The organism is Microbacterium lemovicicum (assembly GCF_003991875.1).
Taxonomy (GTDB): domain Bacteria; phylum Actinomycetota; class Actinomycetes; order Actinomycetales; family Microbacteriaceae; genus Microbacterium; species Microbacterium lemovicicum.
This window is the reverse complement of record NZ_CP031423.1, coordinates 1,896,046-1,915,437: the sequence shown is the minus strand read 5'-3', so window position 1 is coordinate 1,915,437 and position 19,392 is coordinate 1,896,046. Positions and strand designations below refer to the sequence as shown.

18 protein-coding genes and 1 tRNA gene are annotated in these 19,392 nt (G+C 71.1%); 14 read left to right on the top strand and 5 right to left on the bottom strand.

The window, feature by feature from the left end:
* Nucleotides 1–52 precede the first annotated feature (52 nt).
* Nucleotides 53–556 (top strand): MarR family winged helix-turn-helix transcriptional regulator, encoded by a 504-nt coding sequence (locus CVS47_RS09020; protein WP_127095782.1) that lies wholly within the window; start codon nt 53–55, stop codon nt 554–556.
* 28 nt (nt 557–584) lie between these two features.
* Here CVS47_RS09020 and CVS47_RS09015 read toward each other — a convergent pair.
* Nucleotides 585–661: transfer RNA gene (locus tag CVS47_RS09015), tRNA-Met, on the bottom strand.
* 100 nt (nt 662–761) lie between these two features.
* Here CVS47_RS09015 and CVS47_RS09010 point away from each other — a divergent pair.
* Entirely contained in the window at nt 762–1,274 is a 513-nt protein-coding gene (locus CVS47_RS09010; RefSeq protein WP_127095781.1) for a DUF6328 family protein, read from the top strand.
* The gene (locus tag CVS47_RS09005) at nt 1,271–2,119 is read left to right on the top strand and encodes a carbon-nitrogen hydrolase family protein (RefSeq protein ID WP_241240086.1); all 849 of its coding nucleotides are present in this window, start codon (nt 1,271–1,273) and stop codon (nt 2,117–2,119) included. The genes CVS47_RS09010 and CVS47_RS09005 overlap by 4 nt, the downstream gene beginning before the upstream one ends.
* Before the next feature lie 21 nt (nt 2,120–2,140).
* Here the strand turns inward: CVS47_RS09005 and CVS47_RS09000 are convergent, their stop codons facing one another.
* Nucleotides 2,141–3,340, bottom strand: coding sequence for an aminotransferase class I/II-fold pyridoxal phosphate-dependent enzyme (locus CVS47_RS09000; protein ID WP_127095780.1), 1,200 nt, complete (start codon nt 3,338–3,340; stop codon nt 2,141–2,143).
* 99 nt (nt 3,341–3,439) lie between these two features.
* On the opposite strand from CVS47_RS09000, the gene CVS47_RS08995 reads away from it, so the two are divergent.
* Nucleotides 3,440–5,140 (top strand): S1C family serine protease, encoded by a 1,701-nt coding sequence (locus tag CVS47_RS08995; RefSeq protein WP_127095779.1) that lies wholly within the window; start codon nt 3,440–3,442, stop codon nt 5,138–5,140.
* A gap of 104 nt (nt 5,141–5,244) precedes the next feature.
* Here CVS47_RS08995 and CVS47_RS08990 read toward each other — a convergent pair whose 3' ends face one another.
* The gene (locus CVS47_RS08990) at nt 5,245–6,609 is read right to left on the bottom strand and encodes a maltokinase N-terminal cap-like domain-containing protein (RefSeq protein WP_127095778.1); all 1,365 of its coding nucleotides are present in this window, start codon (nt 6,607–6,609) and stop codon (nt 5,245–5,247) included.
* A gap of 237 nt (nt 6,610–6,846) precedes the next feature.
* Here CVS47_RS08990 and CVS47_RS08985 point away from each other — a divergent pair, with 237 nt between their 5' ends.
* From CVS47_RS08985 to CVS47_RS08945, 9 genes are all read left to right on the top strand, one after another.
* On the top strand, nt 6,847–7,695 hold the full coding sequence (locus tag CVS47_RS08985) for a nitrilase-related carbon-nitrogen hydrolase (protein WP_127095777.1): 849 nt from the start codon (nt 6,847–6,849) through the stop codon (nt 7,693–7,695).
* Nucleotides 7,696–7,714: 19 nt separating this feature from the next.
* Nucleotides 7,715–9,151, top strand: a complete 1,437-nt coding sequence (hydA, locus tag CVS47_RS08980; protein ID WP_127095776.1) for a dihydropyrimidinase — start codon at nt 7,715–7,717, stop codon at nt 9,149–9,151.
* Between the two features lie 10 nt (nt 9,152–9,161).
* Nucleotides 9,162–10,178 (top strand): TIGR03842 family LLM class F420-dependent oxidoreductase, encoded by a 1,017-nt coding sequence (locus CVS47_RS08975; RefSeq protein ID WP_127095775.1) that lies wholly within the window; start codon nt 9,162–9,164, stop codon nt 10,176–10,178.
* On the top strand, nt 10,175–11,110 hold the full coding sequence (locus CVS47_RS08970; protein WP_378790515.1) for an ABC transporter permease: 936 nt from the start codon (nt 10,175–10,177) through the stop codon (nt 11,108–11,110). Before CVS47_RS08975 ends, CVS47_RS08970 begins: the two co-directional genes overlap by 4 nt.
* Nucleotides 11,107–11,937, top strand: coding sequence for an ABC transporter ATP-binding protein (locus CVS47_RS08965; protein WP_127095774.1), 831 nt, complete (start codon nt 11,107–11,109; stop codon nt 11,935–11,937). Before CVS47_RS08970 ends, CVS47_RS08965 begins: the two co-directional genes overlap by 4 nt.
* On the top strand, nt 11,937–12,740 hold the full coding sequence (locus CVS47_RS08960) for an ABC transporter permease (RefSeq protein WP_127095773.1): 804 nt from the start codon (nt 11,937–11,939) through the stop codon (nt 12,738–12,740). The genes CVS47_RS08965 and CVS47_RS08960 overlap by 1 nt, the downstream gene beginning before the upstream one ends.
* A gap of 89 nt (nt 12,741–12,829) precedes the next feature.
* Nucleotides 12,830–13,993, top strand: coding sequence for an ABC transporter substrate-binding protein (locus CVS47_RS08955; RefSeq protein ID WP_127095772.1), 1,164 nt, complete (start codon nt 12,830–12,832; stop codon nt 13,991–13,993).
* Between the two features lie 82 nt (nt 13,994–14,075).
* Nucleotides 14,076–15,398 (top strand): aspartate aminotransferase family protein, encoded by a 1,323-nt coding sequence (locus CVS47_RS08950; RefSeq protein ID WP_127095771.1) that lies wholly within the window; start codon nt 14,076–14,078, stop codon nt 15,396–15,398.
* A 61-nt stretch (nt 15,399–15,459) separates the two neighbouring features.
* On the top strand, nt 15,460–16,995 hold the full coding sequence (locus CVS47_RS08945; protein ID WP_127095770.1) for a CoA-acylating methylmalonate-semialdehyde dehydrogenase: 1,536 nt from the start codon (nt 15,460–15,462) through the stop codon (nt 16,993–16,995).
* Nucleotides 16,996–17,052: 57 nt separating this feature from the next.
* On the opposite strand, the gene CVS47_RS08940 is transcribed toward CVS47_RS08945, so the two are convergent.
* Complete coding sequence (locus CVS47_RS08940; protein ID WP_127095769.1) at nt 17,053–17,271, bottom strand: SCO4848 family membrane protein; 219 nt, start codon at nt 17,269–17,271, stop codon at nt 17,053–17,055.
* A gap of 41 nt (nt 17,272–17,312) precedes the next feature.
* Here CVS47_RS08940 and CVS47_RS08935 point away from each other — a divergent pair, with 41 nt between their 5' ends.
* Nucleotides 17,313–18,056, top strand: a complete 744-nt coding sequence (locus tag CVS47_RS08935) for a dienelactone hydrolase family protein (protein ID WP_127095768.1) — start codon at nt 17,313–17,315, stop codon at nt 18,054–18,056.
* Between the two features lie 7 nt (nt 18,057–18,063).
* Here CVS47_RS08935 and dinB read toward each other — a convergent pair whose 3' ends face one another.
* Nucleotides 18,064–19,260, bottom strand: coding sequence for a DNA polymerase IV (dinB, locus tag CVS47_RS08930; RefSeq protein ID WP_127095767.1), 1,197 nt, complete (start codon nt 19,258–19,260; stop codon nt 18,064–18,066).
* Between the last annotated feature and the right edge of the window lie 132 nt (nt 19,261–19,392).

The following is a 19,392-nucleotide window of genomic DNA, read 5'->3' as shown; positions in this document are numbered from 1 at the left end:
AGCTAGCGATCGCGTGTCATGATGATAACCGTCCCCGGGAGGCAATGTCGACATGACCGAGCGCTCGACGCCGCAGTCCCTCCATGATCTCGCAGTTCGCGAGGTGCTGGAGGAGGTTCGCGCATTCACCGATGCCATCGACCGCATGCACAGCGACATGAAGGGCGATATGGAGATGAACGCGACCGATCTCGCGGCCCTCCGGATGCTCATCATGCGCGAGTCGCGCGGCGAGGTCGTCAGTCCCCACGATCTCGCCCGTCACCTGCGCATCACCACCGCGTCCACCACGAAGATGCTCGACCGGCTGAGTCGCGCGGGACACCTCGACCGCCGTCCCCACCCGCACGACGGGCGCTCGCGCGTCGTGGTGCTGACGGATCTCTCGCGGCAGGCCTTCTTCCGCAACTTCGGGCACAGCTTGGCGAAGATGCGGGCTGTCGCGGACCGGTACAGCGACGGGGAGCTGCGCGTCATCGGCCGCTTCCTCGAGGAGCTCGGCCGTGCGGTGTCGAGCGACGAGCCCGCGGCGAGCAGCACACGCAGAAAAGACTAGGCGCCCTCGGAAGGGCGCCTAGTCTTGTTGGTTGCGGGGACAGGATTTGAACCTGCGACCTCTGGGTTATGAGCCCAGCGAGCTACCGAACTGCTCCACCCCGCGGCACATGAAAAGCCTAACACGCCTCCGGAGGGGCCGCGAACCGGTGCGTGTCAGGGCCATCGGCTTGCCCGGCACCGACCTGGATGGGGAGGATATGGACATGTCCTCCGCACGCCGCTCCGAGATGCCCGACGATCAGGTCGACGGCCGCGACGAGACCGCGGTCGAGCGGGCCGACCGCAACTGGAACGAGGTGCTCCAGGAGCTGCGGGTGCTTCAGACCGGCACGCAGATCCTCACCGGCTTCCTGCTCGCACTCGCCTTCCAGCCGGCGTTCGCCGACCTCACCGCCTTCCAGCGCGCGGTCTACCTCACGCTCGTCGTGCTGTCGGCGCTGAGTGCGATCGTCGCCCTCTCGCCCGTCGCCCTGCACCGCACGCTCTTCCGGCGCCAGGAGAAGGCCCGCGTGGTCACCTACGGGCATCTGGCGCTCGTGACCGCGTTGTGCCTGGTGGCGCTGCTGCTGGTCGGCGTGGTCGCCTTCGTCTTCGACGTGGTGCTGGATGCTGCGGCCGCCTGGATCGCGCTGGGAGCGCTCGGCGCGGTCATCGCCGCGCTCTGGATCATCGTGCCGGCGGTCATCCGCGCCCGTCACCCGAGGGAGGAGCCGTGACCGGTGAGCAGCTGCCGGCGCTGGGCGTCGCGGTGGCGCAGTTCGCCCCGATCGACGACCGCGGCGCCAATCTCGCGACGATCGACCGGCTGACCGCTGTCGCCGCGCAGCGCGGGGCGCGCCTGGTGCTGTTCCCCGAGTACTCCAGCTACTTCGTCGACCCCTTCGACGACCGGCTGAGCGCCCACGCCGAGCCCGTCGAGGGCCCCTTCACGTCCGAGCTGATCGCGATCGCCGCCCGCCATGGCGTGCACGTGGTCGCGGGGATGCTCGAACACGGCTCGGACGGGCGTCGCGTGCGCAACACCGTGGTGGCCGTGGACGGTTCCGGCATCGTGGCGCGCTACCGCAAGCTGCACCTGTACGACGCCTTCGGGCAGCGCGAATCCGACTGGGTGGAGCCGGGGGAGCTCGGCGCACCGGAGACGTTCGACGTCGACGGTCTGCGCGTGGGGCTCATGACCTGCTACGACCTCCGCTTCCCCGAGGTCACGCGGCTCCTCGCCGACGCCGGCGCGGACCTCGTGCTGGTCGCTGCGGAGTGGGTGCGCGGCCCGCTCAAGGAGCAGCACTGGCGCACGCTCCTGCACGCCCGCGCGATCGAGAACACGTTCTTCGTCGCGGCCGCCGATCACCCGCCGCCGCTGGGCGTCGGGCATTCGATGATCGTCGACCCGCAGGGTGTCGAGCGCGCGGCCGTCGGCATCGCCGCCGAGGAGGTCGCCGTCGCACACCTGGACCGTGCGGCGATCGCGCGCGTGCGCCGGGTGAATCCGGCCCTGCAGCTCCGCCGGCTGCGGGTCGTACCGGGTGAGCCGGCGACGCCGCGGGACGGCGACGCCTGACCGGACGGGGACGGGCCCCGGTCAGCGCAGGACCGACAGTCGCGACGTCGCCTCGCTGAGGACGTCCTCGCGCTTGCAGGCCGCGAAGCGCACGAGCGTGGCGTAGTCCGCGCGGTGCGTCGGCGTCACGAAGGCCGTCAGCGGGATCGCCGCGACGCCGGCACGCGCGGGCAGCTCCCGGCAGAAGGCATCGGCATCCGTGGCACCGAGAGGCGCAGCATCCACAACGGTGAAGTAGGAGCCGTCCGGCGTCGACACGTCGAACCCCGCCGTTCGGAGGCCCTCGCCCAGGAGATCGCGCTTCGCGCGATAGGAGGCGGTGATCGCGGCGAACGCCTCATCGGGCAGGCGCAGCCCGACGGCGATCGCGGGCTGGAACGGCGCCCCGCCGGAGTAGGTCAGGTACTGCTTGACGGCGACGACCGCCTCGATGAGCGGCGCGGGACCCGTCGCCCAGCCGATCTTCCAGCCCGTCGTGGAGAAGGTCTTCCCGCCCGAGGAGATGGAGATCGTGCGCCCGCGTGCGCCCTCCGCGCCGGCGATCGGCACGTGCGGCCGGTCGAAGGCGAGGTGCTCGTAGACCTCGTCGGTGACGATGATCGCGTCATGACGCTCGGCCAGCCGCACGATCTCCGCGCGCACCTCGGCGGAGAACATCGAGCCGGTCGGGTTGTGCGGGTCGTTGACGAGGATGACGCGGGTGCGGTCGGTCACGGCTCGTCGGAGCTCATCGAGGTCAGGCTGGAACAGCGGCCAGCGCAGCGGCACCGGCACCAGCCGGGCACCGGCCAGGGCGATGCACGCGGCGTATGAGTCGTAGTGCGGCTCGAAGACGACGACCTCGTCGTCGGGGCCGTCGACGAGCGCCAGCAGCGTCGCGGCGAGCGCTTCGGTGGCTCCGGCGGTGATGAGGATCTCCTGCTCGGGGTCGAGCGCGAGCCGGTAGAAGCGCTGCTGGTGCTCGGCGACGGCGAGGCGGAGCTCCACCGAGCCGCGACCGGGCGGGTACTGATTGACGCCGTCGGAGATCGCCGCCCTCGCGGCCTCCAGCACGACGGCCGGGCCGTCCTCATCGGGGAAGCCCTGACCCAGGTTGATCGCGCCCGTGGCGGCCGCGAGTGCGCTCATCTCGGCGAAGATGGTGGGACGGGTGGATCCGTCCGGTGCGAGGAGTCCCGCCCCCGCCGCGGTTCGGCGCCAGGCGCCCGCTGGTTCTCGCATCGGCCTCAGATTACTCGCATAGGTTCACCGGGGTCGTGGCATAGAAGATCCACAGGATCGGTTGACAGTGTTGTCCTCGCCTGGAAGAAGGAGCAACCCATGAGCGACACCCAGGGCGACCGCCCGGACGAGTCCACCGCAGCAGCATCCACCCCGGAGAGCACTCCGGACACCGGCCACGACGCCGGAACCCCGGTCGCGCCCCCCGCGGCGTCCGCTCCCCACGACCCGCGCCCCGCTCCGGCTGCGCCGCAGGCCGCTCAGGGAGGCTGGCAGGCCCCCGAGGGACGCCCGTCGGCACCGCAGCAGCCCTACGGGGCCCCTGCCGCGCCGAACGGCTCGCAGCCGAACGGCTCGCAGCCCTATGGCGGACAGGGGTACGACCCGTCGCGGACGCAGCCCTACGGCGCACCGGCCGGCAACGCGCCGTACGGCGCACCGTCGTACGGCGCCACGCGCCCGCAGGCCGACCCCCGTGCCGCCGGTCACCCACACCCCGGAGCCGCCTTCGGCACGGGGTCCTATCAGCAGACGCAGCCCACCGAGCCGCTGCCCGGCTCCGTCACCACCGCATCGACGGCGACGGAGAACGGCCCGCGCAAGAAGAACACCGCCGGGGCCGTCGTCGGGCTCATCGTGGCCGCCGCCCTCGTCGGCGGGGCCGCCGGGCTCGGGGGCGCCTATGCGGGCGTCAACATGTGGAGCACGAGCGCCGCGGCACCCGCCGCCGGCCCCCAGACGGTGACCGTCAACGACACGGAGTCCGTCAACGCCACCACGGCCATCGCGGCGAAGGTCACGCCGAGCGTGGTCACCATCGAGGCTGCCTCCGGGTCGTCGGGCGGCACCGGCTCCGGTGTGATCCTCAACACCGACGGCTATGTGCTCACCAACACCCACGTGGTCACGCTCGACGGCGCGGCCGGTGACGCCACCATCCGCGTCACCACCTCCGACGGCCGCGTGTACGACGCCGACGTGGTCGGCACCGACCCGACCTACGACCTCGCCGTGATCAAGCTGAAGGATGCCACCGACCTCACTCCCATCGAGTTCGGCGACTCCAGCAAGCTCAACGTCGGCGACGCCACGGTCGCCATCGGCGCGCCGCTCGGTCTCTCCAACACGGTCACCACGGGCATCGTCAGCGCGCTGAACCGCTCGATCCAGATCGCGTCCTCCGCGGCACCCGACTCGGGCGAGCAGCAGGATCAGGGAGACAGCGGGCAGGACAGCCCGTTCTTCTTCGACATCCCCGGTCAGGGTCAGCAGCAGCAGCAGGCGACGTCCTCGATCTCGATCGCGGTCATCCAGACCGACGCGGCCATCAACCCGGGCAACTCCGGCGGGGCGCTCGTCGATTCCGAGGGAAAGCTCATCGGCATCAACGTCGCGATCGCGTCCGCCGGCGGGTCGTCGTCGGGCGGCCAGTCGGGCTCCATCGGCGTCGGCTTCTCGATCCCGTCCGACATCGCGCAGCGCGTCGCGAACGAGATCATCGACGACGGCGCCGCCACGCACGGCCTGCTCGGCGCGACCGTGCAGGCCGCGGCATCCGTCCAGGGCGCCACGACCACCGGGGCCTACATCTCCGATGTGACCTCCGGCGGTGCGGCAGCGGGCGGCGGCTTGGAGAAGGGCGACGTCGTCACCTCCTTCAACGGCGTGCCGATCACCGACTCGGTCGACCTCACCGCACAGGTGCGTGCGGCCGCGGCCGGCAGCGAGGCGACGCTCACCTACGCGCGCGACGGCAAGACGCTGACGGCGAAGGTCACGCTCGGAACGCTCCCGCAGTAGCGTCCGACGCACGAAGGCCGCCCCGCGATCACCTCGCGCGGCGGCCTTCGTCGTCTCGGGCGCGTCGTCTCCACGCGCGCGGGGAGCTCGTCGTCTCCCGCGGGCTAGGAGCGCGTCGGTCCGTCGACGAGACGGCCGACGGCGCCGAGCGGGATCGGCAGCCAGCTCGGGCGGTTGCGGGCCTCGTAGATCGCCTCGTAGACGGCCTTGTCGATCTCGAGCGCATCCAGGAGCGCCTGCGTCCGTGCCGGGTCCTCACCCGCGTGCGCGTAGCCGTCCAGGAACGCCCGCCGCGCGTCGGCGGCCCAGGCGCCGACGTCGTCCGCGGGCCGATCGGGCTGAGCGAGACGGAGGGATCCGGCGACGTAGTCGAACGACCGCAGCATGCCCGCGACATCGCGCAGCGCCAGGTCGGGCCGCGTCCGCTCCGACATCGGCCGCAGGGGCTCGCCCTCGAAGTCCAGGAGCACCCAGCCGTGGTCGGGCACGAGGATCACCTGCCCGAGGTGGTAGTCGCCGTGGATGCGCTGCAGCGCCGGCCATGCCGCTTCGGTCGCCCGTCCGTAGACGGCGAGGATCGGCTCCCGGAACGGCGCGAGCTCCGGCACCTCCGCGATCGCCGTGTCGAGGCGTACACGCCACGACGCCGCTGCCGCCGCGCGTTCGGCGTCGCCCGACACGGTCGTCGGGAAGAGCCGCGCCAGGTCGGCGTGCACCGTCGCCGTCGCGACCCCGAGGTCGCGCGCGCGGGCGGTGAAGTCCTCGCCGGCCTCGGCCGCGGCGAGGGCGACCCGCCAGGCGTCCTCGACGCCGGGGAGGAACTCCTGGGCGAAGGCCAGCGAGCCCTCGACGGGGCCGTCGGTGCCCGCCCATGTGCCGCCGAGCGACCCGACGGCGCGCGGCACGAAGGGGGAGCCGACGTCGGCGAGCGCGGTCTGCAGCTCGATGTCGGGATTCAGCCCGGGGTGCAGCTGCCGGAAGACCTTGGAGATGACGGGCGCCCCGCCCGCAGCCGACGTGTAGATGATCGAGGTGTTCGACTGCTCGCCGCTGAGGACGCGCGACGCGTGGTCGTCGGCCGTCGACGGGGCGGATGCCGCGGGCCGACCCGTCGCCACGGTGTCACCGGAGCCGGCACGGCCTCCCGAGGAGACGAGGCCCAGGAGCCCCGCGGTGTAAGCGGCGTCGGTGGGGCCGTCGATGAGCGTGATGCCGGACTCCGGCGAGCCGATGACGCCGACCGCGTCGTCGGCGACGGTCGCCGTGGAGCGCTCCACCACCGGCACCTGGTAGAGCACAGCGGGCGTCGAGGCCTCGTCGGCGACGAGCAGCGTGCGCACCCGCGCGGCCGGATCGGGCGAGAGGAGATCCCACGAGCCGACGAGACGGAGGGCGGGTGTGCGGCCTTTCGCGGCGTACCACCGCTGATGCGGCATCCACGTCGAGAGGCAGTCCAGGGTGCTGTCCATCGTTCCACGCTATGGCGGGCCGGGAGCGGTGTCGAGGCGTCGAGCGCAAGCGCTTGCAGGTTGTAGGGAGCATGGTGCCGCGGCATCCGTGTCGTGTACGTTCAGCCATCACCGGGGCCGTCACGCCCGCGGATGACCGGGTCGAGGTGGATCCGGTCGAGAACGCAAGATCGGCGAAACGCGCGCGAAACGTGCGCGCCGCACGATGACAGTGCGGGGACAGCGAGGGAGACGACGATGACGACAGTACGAGCGGCGATCACGCAGACGACGTGGACGGGTGACAAGGAGTCGATGCTCGACAAGCACGAGGCCTTCGCGCGGCAGGCGGCCGCAGACGGTGCGCAGGTGGTCTGCTTCCAGGAGCTGTTCTACGGTCCCTACTTCGGGATCACGCAGGATCAGAAATACTACCGCTACGCCGAGCCGGCCGACGGCCCGATCGTGCAGCGCTTCGCGGACGTTGCCAAGGAGCTCGGCACCGTCATGGTGCTGCCCATCTACGAGGAGGCGCAGACCGGCGTCTACTACAACACCTCGGTGCTGGTGGATGCGGACGGCTCCATCCTCGGCACGTACCGAAAGCACCACCTGCCCCACCTCGACCGGTTCTGGGAGAAGTTCTACTTCCGTCCCGGCAACCTCGGCTATCCCGTCTTCGACACCGCGGTCGGCAAGGTCGGCATGTACATCTGCTACGACCGGCACTTCCCCGAGGGATGGCGCGAGCTGGGCCTGAGCGGGGCGCACATGGTGTTCAACCCGAATGCCACGAAGCCCGGCCTGTCGAACCGGCTCTGGGAGGTCGAGGGCCCCGCGGCGGCGGTGGCGAACGGCTACTTCGTGCTGCAGCCCAACCGGGTCGGCCGCGAGGACAACGAGTACGGCGAGCTCGCCGTCGACTTCTACGGCACGAGCCAGGTCATCGACCCCCGCGGCAACTTCGTGGGGGAGCGCGGCTCGGGCAGCCACGAGGAGGTGCTCGTGCGCGACCTCGACATGGACATGGTGCAGCAGATGCGCGACGACTGGCAGTTCTACCGCGACCGCCGGCCCGACTCCTACACGCAGATCGCGAAGCCGTGACCGGAAAGGGCGCCACATCATGACCACGACCCTCATCGCCGGCGGCATCGTCGTCAGCGCGACCGGACGCGTGCCGGCAGACGTCCTCGTCGACGGCGAGCGCATCGTCGCGGTGCTCGCACCCGGATCCGTGCTGCTCGGGAGCGACCTCGCGGCATCCGTCGACACCGTCCTGGATGCCACCGGCAAGTACGTCATCCCCGGGGGCATCGACGCGCACACGCACATGGAGCTGCCGTTCGGCGGCACCGCCGCCTCCGACACGTTCGAGACGGGCACGCGCGCCGCGGCATGGGGCGGCACGACGACGATCATCGACTTCGCCGTCCAGCGCACCGGCGAGCGCATCCAGGACGGCCTCGCCGAGTGGCATCGCAAGGCCGCCGGCACCTGCGCGATCGACTACGGGTTCCACCAGATCATCGGCGGAGTCGACCAGGACGCCCTGGCCGCCATGCCCGGCCTCATCGATGAGGGCATCACGAGCTTCAAGCTCTTCATGGCCTACCCGGGCGTCTTCTACTCCGACGACGCGCAGATCCTGAAGGCGATGCAGGTCTCGCGCGACACGGGCATGCTCACGATGATGCACGCGGAGAACGGTCCGGTCATCGATGTGCTCGCGGAGCAGCTGTACGCCGAGGGCAAGACCGACCCGTACTTCCACGGCATCGCGCGCGCATGGCAGATGGAGGAGGAGGCCACGCACCGCGCGATCATGCTGGCCAACCTCACCGGCGCGCCGCTCTACGTCGTGCACGTCAGCGCCAAGCAGGCGGTGGAGCAGCTCGCCTGGGCGCGCGACCGCGGCCAGAACGCGTTCGGCGAGACGTGCCCGCAGTACCTGTACCTGTCTCTGGAGGACCAGCTGGGTGCCTCGAGCGAGCAGTGGGGCCGGTTCGAGGGCGCGAAATGGGTGTGCTCGACGCCGCTGCGCTCCCGCGCCGAGGGACACCAGGACTCCATGTGGCAGGCCCTGCGCACCAATGACCTGCAGATGGTCTCCACCGACCACTGCCCGTTCTGCATGAAGGACCAGAAGGAGCTCGGCCGCGGCGACTTCCGGAAGATCCCGAACGGCATCGGCTCCGTCGAGCACCGCATGGACCTCATGTACCAGGGCGTCGTGACCGGCGAACTCACCCTCGAGCGCTGGGTGGAGCTCACGAGCACCACCCCCGCGCGCATGTTCGGGCTCTACGGGCAGAAGGGCGTGATCGCGCCGGGGGCCGACGCCGACATCGTCATCTACGACCCGAACGGCCACACGTCCATCGGGGTCCACGAGTCGCACCACATGAACATGGACCACTCCGCCTGGGAGGGGTTCGAGATCGACGGCCACGTCGACACCGTGCTCTCGCGCGGACGGGTCATCGTCGACGGCGGCGTCTACCACGGGTCCGCCGGACACGGCCGGTACGTCAAGCGCGCCCTCAGCCAGTACCTGATCTGAGGACGGACACATGGATTTCGGAGCGGTCCTGCAGACCAACCCCCCGGCGTCGCGCACGATCGCGCTCGCCAGACTCGCCGAGCAGCACGGCTTCTCGCACGTGTGGACCTTCGACTCGCACCTGCTGTGGCAGGAGCCGTACGTCATCTACAGCCAGATCCTCGCCGAGACCCGCAAGGTCACGGTGGGGCCGTTCGTCACGAATCCGGCGACGCGCGACTGGACGGTCACCGCGTCGGTGTTCGCCACCCTCAACGAGATGTACGGCAACAGGACGATCGTCGGCATCGGCCGGGGCGACTCCGCCGTGCGGGTCACGAACGGCAAGCCGACGACACTGCGCGAGCTGCGCGAGTCGATCCACGTCATCCGCGAACTCGGCAACTCCCGCGAGGTGGAGTACAACGGCGCGACGCTCCGCTTCCCCTGGTCGGTCGGAAGCGAGCTCGAGGTCTGGGTGGCCGCCTACGGCCCGCTGGCGCTGAAGCTCGCCGGCGAGGTGGGCGACGGCTTCATCCTGCAGCTCGCCGACGTCGACATCGCGAAGTGGATGATCCAGACGGTGCGGGATGCCGCCGAGAAGGCCGGTCGGGATCCGATGAGCGTCAAGATCTGCGTCGCCGCCCCGTTCTACATCGGCGACGACTGGGCCCACATGCGCGACCAGTGCCGCTGGTTCGGCGGGATGGTCGGCAACCACGTCGCGGACATCGTGACCAAGTACGGCCAGCACGGCGCCGTGCCTGAGGCGCTGACCGACTACATCGCCGGGCGACAGGGGTACGACTACAACGAGCACGGCCGCGCGGGCAACACGCACGCCGACTTCGTGCCCGACGAGATCATCGACCGGTTCTGCCTGCTCGGCTCCGCGTCGGACCACATCGCCAAGCTCGAGGAGCTGCGCTCCCTCGGCGTCGACCAGTTCGCCGGCTACCTCCAGCACGACAACAAGGAGGAGACACTGCGCGTCTACGGCGAGACCGTGATCCCCGCGCTGTCCGAGCACGTGACGGCGAAGCAGTGACGGCCGCCGGGCTCATCGACGGTGCGGGTCCGCCGCCGTCGCTGCACCGGCGGCGGGGCGGGCGACGTCGCGCGATCGGCTGGCTGTGGGGTGCCGCCGGACTGCTGGCGGTCGTGGCCGTCTGGGAGCTCTACAAGCTCCTCGGCCCCGCGAACGGCGTCGTCCTCGGAGAACTGCGGGTGCTGCCGCGCACCACCGATCTCGCGATGCCGCACGTCTGGGACATGGCCGCGCGGATGCTGGAACCCGTCACGAGCGCCCCGACGGCGCGCCCGCTGTGGCTCGAGGTGACCGTCGCCGCCCTCGTGACCCTCGGAATCGCGGCCGTCGGCTGGCTGGTCGGCCTGGTGGTCGGCATCGGTCTGGCGATCATCATGCAGCGCTGGCGGATCGCCGAGTGGGGTCTCCTGCCCTGGATCATCCTCAGCCAGACCGTTCCGCTCATCGCGTTCGCCCCGGTGGTCAAGAGCTGGGGCTCGCGGGTGCAGGTCGGCCCGTTCGAGTGGCAGGACTGGATGAGCGTCGCGCTCATCGCCAGCTACCTCGCGTTCTTCCCGATCGCCGTGGGGGCCCTGCGGGGCCTGCAGTCGCCGGACCGCATCCACACCGAGCTCATGCACACCTACGCGGCCGGCTCCTGGCAGACCCTGACCCGCCTCCGCTTCCCTGCGGCGGTGCCCTATCTGATCCCCGCGCTCCGGCTCGGTGCCGCGAACGCCGTCGTCGGCGCCGTCGTCGCCGAGGTGTCGACAGGGCTCCAGGGCGGCATCGGCCGCATCCTCATCCAGTACGCCGGTCAGGCCTCCGGTGATCCCTCGAAGGCCTGGGGGCCGATCTTCGGCGCCATCGCGCTCGGTCTCGTCGCCGCCGGATCCGTCGCTCTCCTCGGCGTCATCCTCTCGAACTACCGACGCGTGGAGGTGGGGTCGTGACCCTCGAGCAGCAGGCTCGGCCCGACCGGACGACGGCCCCCGCCGTGGAGGTGTCCGGCGTCGACAAGGTCTTCTCCACGCGCTCCGGCGACGTCCCCGCGCTCTCGGGCATCGACCTGACGGTGGCGCCGGGGGAGTTCGTCTCGCTCATCGGACCCTCGGGGTGCGGCAAGTCGACCCTCATGCGCCTGGTCGCCGACCTCGACCAGCCCACCTCGGGCAGCGTGCGCGTCTTCGGCAAGACGGCCGACCGAGCGCGGCGCGACCAGGACTACGGCATCGTCTTCCAGCAGGCGGGTCTTCTGCCCTGGCGGACGGTGTCGGCCAACGTCGCCCTCCCTCTGGAGCTGCATCGGACGGATGCTGCGGCCCGCCGCTCACGCGTGGCGGAGCTGCTCGAGATGGTGGGCCTGACGGACTTCGCCGACCGGTACCCCGACCAGCTCTCCGGAGGCATGCAGCAGCGCGTCGCGATCGCCCGCGCTCTCGCCGAGCAGCCCAGCCTGCTGCTGATGGACGAGCCGTTCGGCGCGCTCGACGAGATGACCCGTGAGCGCATGCAGAGCGAGCTCGTGCGCATCTCGTCCGAGACCGGCGCCGCCGTGGTCTTCGTCACCCACTCCATCCCCGAGGCGGTGTTCCTCTCCGACCGGGTGGTCGTCATGTCGCCCCGCCCCGGGCGCATCCAGGAGATCGTCCCCATCGCGCTGGAGTCCGAGCGCACCGAGGACCTCCGCGAGGACACCGCGTTCTTCGGCATGGTCACCGCCGTCCGTGAGGCCCTGCACCAGGGCACCCCGACGGCGCGGGGGGTGGAGAACCGGTGATGGCCGCAGCATCCGTCTCCTCCTCGTCCCGTGTGCGCTCCGGGGGAGGGGACGGCGTCCTTCGGATCGTCGCGCCGGTCGTCGTCGGCATCGTGGTGCTCGGCGGATGGCAGGTGCTCGTCTCGGTCGGCGGCGTCAGCGACTACCTCCTGCCCAGTCCGGCCTCGATCGCCGAGGAGCTCGTGGCGTTCGCACCGGCCGTCCTCGCAGCGACCGCCGTCACCGGCACGAACGCCCTCGTCGGGCTACTGGTCGGGGCGATCCTCGGGATCCTCCTGGCGGCGCTCGCGGCACGCTGGCGCGTGCTCGACATGATGGGTGCGCCCGTCGTGGCGAGCCTCGCCGTCATCCCGATCGTGGCCCTCGCGCCGGTGCTGAACTCGATGTTCGGCGCCGACAGCCAGTTCGGCCGGCAGGCGATCGCCGCGCTCGCGTCGTTCGTGCCGATATTCCTGAACACGCTCCGGGGGTTCCGCCAGGTGATCCCGGTGCACCGCGATCTGATGACGGCCTACGCCGCGAGCGGCGGCCAGGTGCTGCGCACCGTGACGCTGCCGACGGCCGTGCCGTTCGTGTTCACCGGCATCCGGATCGCCTCCTCACTGGCGGTCATCTCCGCCCTCGTCGCGGAGTACTTCGGCGGACCGCGCGGCGGGCTCGGCGGCCTCATCTCCACCTCGGCGGCCACCAGCGCCTACGCCCGGGCGTGGGCCTACGTCTTCGCCGCCATCATCCTCGGGCTCCTGTTCTACGTCGTGACGCTGGTCCTCGAGCGGCTCGCGACCCGACGGCGGAGCGCCTGACGCGCCGCGCCGGAACACGACCCCACCGCGCCCGCACCATCCCCGCACCACAGGACGACCGGCACCACACCACAGAGAGAAGGATCGACATGAGACACAGCACACGCCGCATGCTCGCGGCCGGAGCACTCGCCCTCAGCGGCGTGCTCGCCCTCGCGGCCTGCTCGGGAAGCTCCGGAGGCGAGGGAGGCGCTGCCTCCGGCGACGCGTCGGGCGGGGGAGAGCTCACCCCGGTGAAGCTGCAGCTGCAGTGGCTGCCGCAGGGACAGTTCGCCGGCTACTTCGCCGCGGTCGACCAGGGGTTCTTCGCCGAGGAGGGTCTGGATGTCGAGATCATCCCGTCCGGCGGCGACATCGTGCCGCAGGACGCCCTCGCCAACGGCGACGTGGACTACGCGATCGCCTGGGTGCCCAAGGTGCTCGGCTCGATCGAGGCCGGAGCGAACCTCACCGACATCGCCCAGATCTTCCAGCGCTCCGGCACACTGCAGGTGTCATGGGCGGACTCGGGCATCTCGTCCGTGAAGGACTTCGAAGGCAAGAAGATCGGCTCGTGGGGCTTCGGCAACGAGTGGGAGATCTTCGCCGCCATGGCCGCACAGGGTCTGGACGCCTCGACCGTGCAGATCATCACGCAGGACTTCAACATGAACGCCTTCCTTCAGGGCGACATCGATGCCGCGCAGGCGATGACCTACAACGAGTACGCGCAGCTGCTGGAGACGACCGACCCCGACACGGGGAAGCTCTACGAGCCGTCGGATTTCAACGTCATCTCCTACGAGGACACGGAGGGCGCCATGCTGCAGGACGCCATCTGGGCCGACACCGCGAAGCTCGAGAGCGACACGGCCTATCAGGAGACGACCGTCAAGTTCCTCAAGGCCGTCATCAAGGGCTGGGCGTACGCCGCCCAGAACCCCGAGAAGGCGTCGGAGATCACCATCGCCGCGGGCTCCGGCTGGGGTCCCAGCCACGAGCTGTGGATGGTGAACGAGACCAACAAGCTGATCTGGCCCTCCGAGAACGGCATCGGCATCATCGACGAGGCCGCGTGGGACAAGACCGTCGACGGCGCCCTCGCCGCCGTCAACGAGACCGGTGCGCACCTGATCACGGCGGCACCGCCCTCGACGGCCTACTCGAACGAGTGGATCGAGAAGGCGCACGACGAACTGGCCGACGCCGGAATCGACCTGACCGGTGCCGACGTCAGCCCCATCGAGGTCACCCTCACGGAGGGCGGCCAGTAGTCCGCCACCCTCTCGGGGGCACCCCCGCCGCGCGTGTGCGGCGGGGATGCCCCCGGGTCGGGGCGTGGCCCATAATTCAGTCATGACCGACACCGTCCAGACCGATCTCGACGCCCGCGCGCGGGAGCTCGACCGCGCGCACGTGTTCCACTCCTGGTCCGCGCAGGCGCTCATCGACCCGCCCGTCCTGGCCGGTGGCCTCGGCAGCACGGTGTGGGACCACTCGGGCCGGCGATGGCTCGACTTCAGCAGCCAGCTGGTCAACGTGAACATCGGGCACCAGCATCCCGCCGTCCTCGCCGCGATCCACGCCCAGGTGGACGAGCTGGCGACCGTGGCTCCCGCGACGGCCGCGCTCGCCCGCGGCGAGGCCGCGCGGCGCATCGTCGACCGGGCGCCCGCCGGATTCCGGAAGGTGTTCTTCACCAACGGCGGCGCCGATGCGAACGAGAACGCCATCCGCATGGCGCGTCTGCACACCGGGCGCGACAAGGTCATCTCGACCTACCGCTCCTACCACGGCAACACCGGGGCGGCGATCGTCTCCACGGGCGACTGGCGCCGCATCCCGAACGAGTACGCCCGCGGTCACGTGCACGTGTTCGGCCCCTACCTGTACCGGTCGGAGTTCTGGGCCACGACCCTCGAGGAGGAGTCGGAGCGCGCGCTCCGTCACCTCGAGCGCGTCGTGCAGTCGGAGGGGGCCGCGAGCATCGCCGCGATCCTCCTCGAGACCGTTCCGGGCACGGCCGGCATCCTCATCCCGCCGCCGGGCTACCTCGCCGGCGTGCGCGAGATCTGCGACCGATACGGCATCGTGCTGATCCTGGACGAGGTGATGGCCGGCTTCGGGCGCACCGGACGCTGGTTCGCCTTCGAGGGCTACGACGTGGTGCCCGACCTCATCACCTTCGCCAAGGGCGTCAACTCGGGCTATGTGCCCGTGGGCGGCGTGATCATCTCCGACGCCATCGCCGCCGACTTCGACGAGACGGTGTTCCCCGGGGGACTCACCTACAGCGGTCACCCGCTGGCCGCGGCATCCATCATCGGCGCGCTCGACGCCATGGAGGCGGAGGGCATCGTCGACAACGCCCGCCGCATCGGCGCCGAGGCCATCGGCCCCGGCCTCGAGGAGCTCGCGGAGCGCCACGAGCTGATCGGGGAGGTGCGCGGCGAAGGCGTATTCTGGGCGCTGGAGCTGGTCTCCGATCGGGACGCGCGCACGCCACTGACGGCGGGCGCCATGGGAGAGATCAAGAAGGGTCTCTCCGCCCGAGGACTGCTGCCGTTCGTGCAGGACAATCGCATACACGTGGTGCCGCCGTGCGTCGTGACCGACGACGAGGTGGCGCAGGCGATGGCGATCTACGACGAGGTGCTCGGCATCGCAGGGCGCGGCTGACCCCACGAGGGCAGGCCGCCACAGGATGCCGGAGCCTCCGGCGCCGACAGAGGGAGAACTCATGACCGACACCCGCATCGCGGAGCCCGCCTCGACCGAGGCCGACATCGCCGTCCTCGACCACTGGGTGGGGGGTGCGCCGTGGTCCGGCGAGTCCCACCGCACCGCGCCCGTCTACGACCCGGCGCGGGGGATCGTGCAGCGCGAGGTGCGCCTCGCGTCCACCGCCGACGTCGACGCCGCCGTCGAGATCGCCCGCGCGGCGTCCGGCGGCTGGCGCGATGCGTCGATCGCCAAGCGTCAGACGGTGATGTTCGCGTTCCGCGAGATCGTCAATGCGCGCAAGGAGGAGCTGGCGGCGATCCTCACGTCCGAGCACGGCAAGGTCACCTCCGACGCGCTCGGCGAGATCGCCCGCGGGCTCGAGGTCGTCGAACTGGCGTGCGGCGCGGCCAGCCTCACGAAGGGCGCCTACTCCGAGAACGTGTCCACCGGTGTCGACGTGTACTCGCTGCGCCAGCCGCTGGGCGTCGTGGGCATCATCAGCCCCTTCAACTTCCCGGCGATGGTGCCGCTCTGGTTCTTCCCGGTCGCGATCGCCGCCGGCAACGCCGTGGTGCTCAAGCCGAGCGAGAAGGACCCGTCGGCGGCCAACTGGCTCGCCGCGGCGATGACGGAGGCGGGGCTCCCCGACGGCGTGCTCAACGTCGTGCACGGCGACAAGGAGGCCGTCGACGCGCTGCTCGTGCACCCCGACGTCCGCGCCATCTCGTTCGTGGGCTCCACGCCGATCGCGAAGTACATCTTCGAGACCGCCAGCGCGCACGGCAAGCGCGTGCAGGCCCTCGGCGGCGCGAAGAACCACATGCTCGTCCTGCCCGACGCCGACCTGGACCTCGCCGCCGACGCTGCGGTGAATGCGGGCTTCGGCTCGGCGGGCGAGCGCTGCATGGCGATCTCCGTCGTGCTGGCGGTCGACGCCGTGGCCGATGAGCTGGTCACGCGGGTGAAGCAGCGCATGGCGACCCTCCGCACGGGCGACGGCACGCGTGGCACCGACATGGGCCCGCTCATCACGGGCGTGCACCGCGACAAGGTCGCCGGCTACATCGACGTCGCCTCCGCCGACGGCGCGACCGTGGTCGTGGACGGCCGCGACGACGAGTTCGACGGCGACCCCGACGGCTTCTGGCTCGGCCCCACCCTCATCGACCGCGTCCCGACCTCGTCGTCGGTCTACCGCGACGAGATCTTCGGACCGGTGCTCTCGATCGTCCGCGTCGACGGCTACGAGGACGGCCTGCGCATCATCAACGGCAGCCCGTACGGCAACGGCACCGCGATCTTCACCAACGACGGCGGCGCCGCGCGCCGCTTCCAGCGCGAGGTGCAGGTCGGCATGGTCGGCATCAACGTGCCGATCCCCGTGCCCGTGGCGTACCACTCGTTCGGCGGGTGGAAGGACTCGCTCTTCGGCGGCGCGAAGGCGTACGGCGAGCACGGCTTCGACTTCTTCACGCAGGAGAAGGCGATCACGTCGCGCTGGCTCGACCCGTCGCACGGCGGACTGAACCTGGGCTTCCCGCAGCACGAGTGAGGCGGCGGCGTCCGCCCGCCGCCGGGATCAGCCGGCGGCGTCCGCCCGCCGCCGGGATCAGCCGGCGGCGAGCAGGACGACGCCTCCGATGAGGGATGCCGCGGCCAGCGCCAGCGCGATGACCACCAGCACCACATGCACGCGCAGGAACGCGGTGGCGCTGCCCGCGTCATCCCTTGTCCGCGGGTCCTTCGCGACGCGCCGCAGGAACTGCGGCCAGGCCACGATGTTGAAGAGGGCGTTGGCGAAGAGGATCACGGCCAGGGCGATGTGCACCGTTCGAGGCTAATACGGTCGCGGGGTGCCACGATGAGCACATGGACGCACTCCGCAGCTGGCAGCACGACGAGGTGAGCCTGGCGGGTGAGACCCGCGAGGTGTGGCGGAAGGGCTCGGGCACCGGGGTCATCGTCATCCACGAGATCCCCGGCATCGACGACCTGCTCGTCGCCTTCGCCGAGGAGGTCGTCGCCCGTGGGCACACGGTGCTGCTGCCGCGGCTCTTCGGCACTCCGGGAGCGGGCTTCACCGCGCGCAACATCGCGGGCGACCTGGCCCGCTTCTGCGTGCGCCGCGAGTTCTCCACCTTCGCCCGCGGCCGTACCAGCCCCGTCGCCGGATGGCTTCGCGCACTCGCGCGTCAGCTGCACGAGGACGTCGGGGGTCCGGGTGTGGGCGTGGTCGGCATGTGCTTCACCGGGGGCTTCGCGCTCGCGATGATGGCCGATGCGCCGGTCATCGCGCCGGTGCTGGCCGAGCCGTCGCTTCCGTTCCCGATCGGGGCGAAGCGCGGCGCCGACCTCGGGCTCAGTCCGCTCGACCTCGTCGCGGTGACCCGCAAGGCGGCCGAGGGATGCGAGGTGCTGGGACTGCGCTATCGCACGGATGCCGCGACCGGCACCCGCTTCGACACTCTCCGCCGCGAGCTCGGCGACCGGTTCATCGCCGTCGAGTTCGAGGGCGAAGGCCACTCCGTCCTCACCCGCGACCGCCAGGAGGAGGGCGTCGCCCGTGTGCTCGACTTCTTCGACGAGAAGCTCGACGTCGACGCCGGGCGCTGACCGGGGCTCATCGGTGCTCGGGCAGGATCGGGCTGGACCAGCCGGGGTCGCGCCCGAGCTGGGCGGCGCGTGAGAGCGCCGCGGCGCCGAAGCGGTCGCGCACGGCGTCGAGCGCGGTGTCGAGCCGCAGGCCCTCGTCCTCGTCGATCGGCAGTTCCGGCGGGAGCGCGTCAGCCGTGGCGAGCTGGGCGAGCGAGATGCCGATCAGGGTGATGCCGCGCGCGGCGATCTCCGGGGCGGCCGCCGACAGGAGCGCGCGCGCGACGTCGAGGAGCACCACCGTGCGCTGCGTCGGCATGCGCAGTGTGCGCGACCGCGTGGCCTTGGCGTAGTCGCCGTAGCGCAGCCGGAGCACCACGGTGCGGCACGAGCGCTCCCCGTCGCGGAGACGCTGTGCGAGGCGGTCGATGATCTGGCTGAGGATGACGTCGAGCTCCTCGGGTGTGCGCGGGCCGTTCCCGAGGGCCCGCTGCGATCCGATGGAGCCCCGGCGTCGCGCCGTCTCGACGGGTCGCGGATCCCGGAGTCGAGCGAGCGCATGGAGGTGCGCGCCCGCCGCCCTGCCCAGCAGGCGTTCGGCCGTCGAGGACTCGAGCTCCGCCAGCTGTCCGACGGTGCGGATGCCGAGTCGGTGCAGCTTCTCCGCCGTGACCGCTCCCACGCCCCACAGACGCTCCACGGGCAGGGGAAGCAGGAACTCCTCCTCGCGGTCGGGCTCGACCACCAGCAGGCCGTCGGGCTTGCTGACGGCGCTGGCGACCTTCGCGAGGAACTTGGTGCGCGCCACGCCGACCGAGATCGCGAGTCCGGCCTCGGTCCTGACCCGGGCGCGGAGCGCCACCGCGACCTGCTCGGGGGTGCCCGCGAGGCGGCGCAGCCCGCCCACCTCCAGGAACGCCTCATCGATCGACAGACCCTCCACGAGCGGCGTGGTGTCGCGGAAGATGGCGAAGACGGCCTTGCTGGCCGCCGAGTACGCGTCCATCCGCGGGGGCACGACGACGGCGTCGGGGCAGAGCTCGCGCGCCTGCCGGCCACCCATCGCGGTGCGGACTCCGCGGGCCTTGGCCTCGTAGCTCGCCGAGAGTACGACTCCGCCGCCGACGATCACGGGGCGGCCGCGCAGTGAGGGGTCGTCGCGCTGCTCGACGGAGGCGTAGAACGCGTCGAGGTCGGCGTGCAGCACGGTGGCCTCGCCCCGCATCCGACCCTCCCGACGTCCGGAGGGCATCGTCGCACGCACGTGCGACATGACCGGGCCCGGCCCTTCCCTGTCGACCGGGCCCGTCCGTAGGCTGGCCGGGTGGTCGCGCGCCGGTCCGGTGTGACGCCCGTC

Excerpts from the sequence above, each read along its gene's own strand:
- CVS47_RS09020 (WP_127095782.1), top strand. The coding sequence starts at position 53 with ATGACCGAGCGCTCGACGCCGCAGTCCCTCCATGATCTCGCAGTTCGC.
- CVS47_RS09010 (WP_127095781.1), top strand. The coding sequence starts at position 762 with ATGTCCTCCGCACGCCGCTCCGAGATGCCCGACGATCAGGTCGACGGC.
- CVS47_RS09000 (WP_127095780.1), bottom strand. The coding sequence starts at position 3,340 with ATGCGAGAACCAGCGGGCGCCTGGCGCCGAACCGCGGCGGGGGCGGGA.
- CVS47_RS08995 (WP_127095779.1), top strand. The coding sequence starts at position 3,440 with ATGAGCGACACCCAGGGCGACCGCCCGGACGAGTCCACCGCAGCAGCA.
- CVS47_RS08990 (WP_127095778.1), bottom strand. The coding sequence starts at position 6,609 with ATGGACAGCACCCTGGACTGCCTCTCGACGTGGATGCCGCATCAGCGG.
- CVS47_RS08985 (WP_127095777.1), top strand. The coding sequence starts at position 6,847 with ATGACGACAGTACGAGCGGCGATCACGCAGACGACGTGGACGGGTGAC.
- hydA (WP_127095776.1), top strand. The coding sequence starts at position 7,715 with ATGACCACGACCCTCATCGCCGGCGGCATCGTCGTCAGCGCGACCGGA.
- CVS47_RS08975 (WP_127095775.1), top strand. The coding sequence starts at position 9,162 with ATGGATTTCGGAGCGGTCCTGCAGACCAACCCCCCGGCGTCGCGCACG.
- CVS47_RS08960 (WP_127095773.1), top strand. The coding sequence starts at position 11,937 with ATGGCCGCAGCATCCGTCTCCTCCTCGTCCCGTGTGCGCTCCGGGGGA.
- CVS47_RS08955 (WP_127095772.1), top strand. The coding sequence starts at position 12,830 with ATGAGACACAGCACACGCCGCATGCTCGCGGCCGGAGCACTCGCCCTC.
- CVS47_RS08950 (WP_127095771.1), top strand. The coding sequence starts at position 14,076 with ATGACCGACACCGTCCAGACCGATCTCGACGCCCGCGCGCGGGAGCTC.
- CVS47_RS08945 (WP_127095770.1), top strand. The coding sequence starts at position 15,460 with ATGACCGACACCCGCATCGCGGAGCCCGCCTCGACCGAGGCCGACATC.
- CVS47_RS08935 (WP_127095768.1), top strand. The coding sequence starts at position 17,313 with ATGGACGCACTCCGCAGCTGGCAGCACGACGAGGTGAGCCTGGCGGGT.
- dinB (WP_127095767.1), bottom strand. The coding sequence starts at position 19,260 with ATGCGGGGCGAGGCCACCGTGCTGCACGCCGACCTCGACGCGTTCTAC.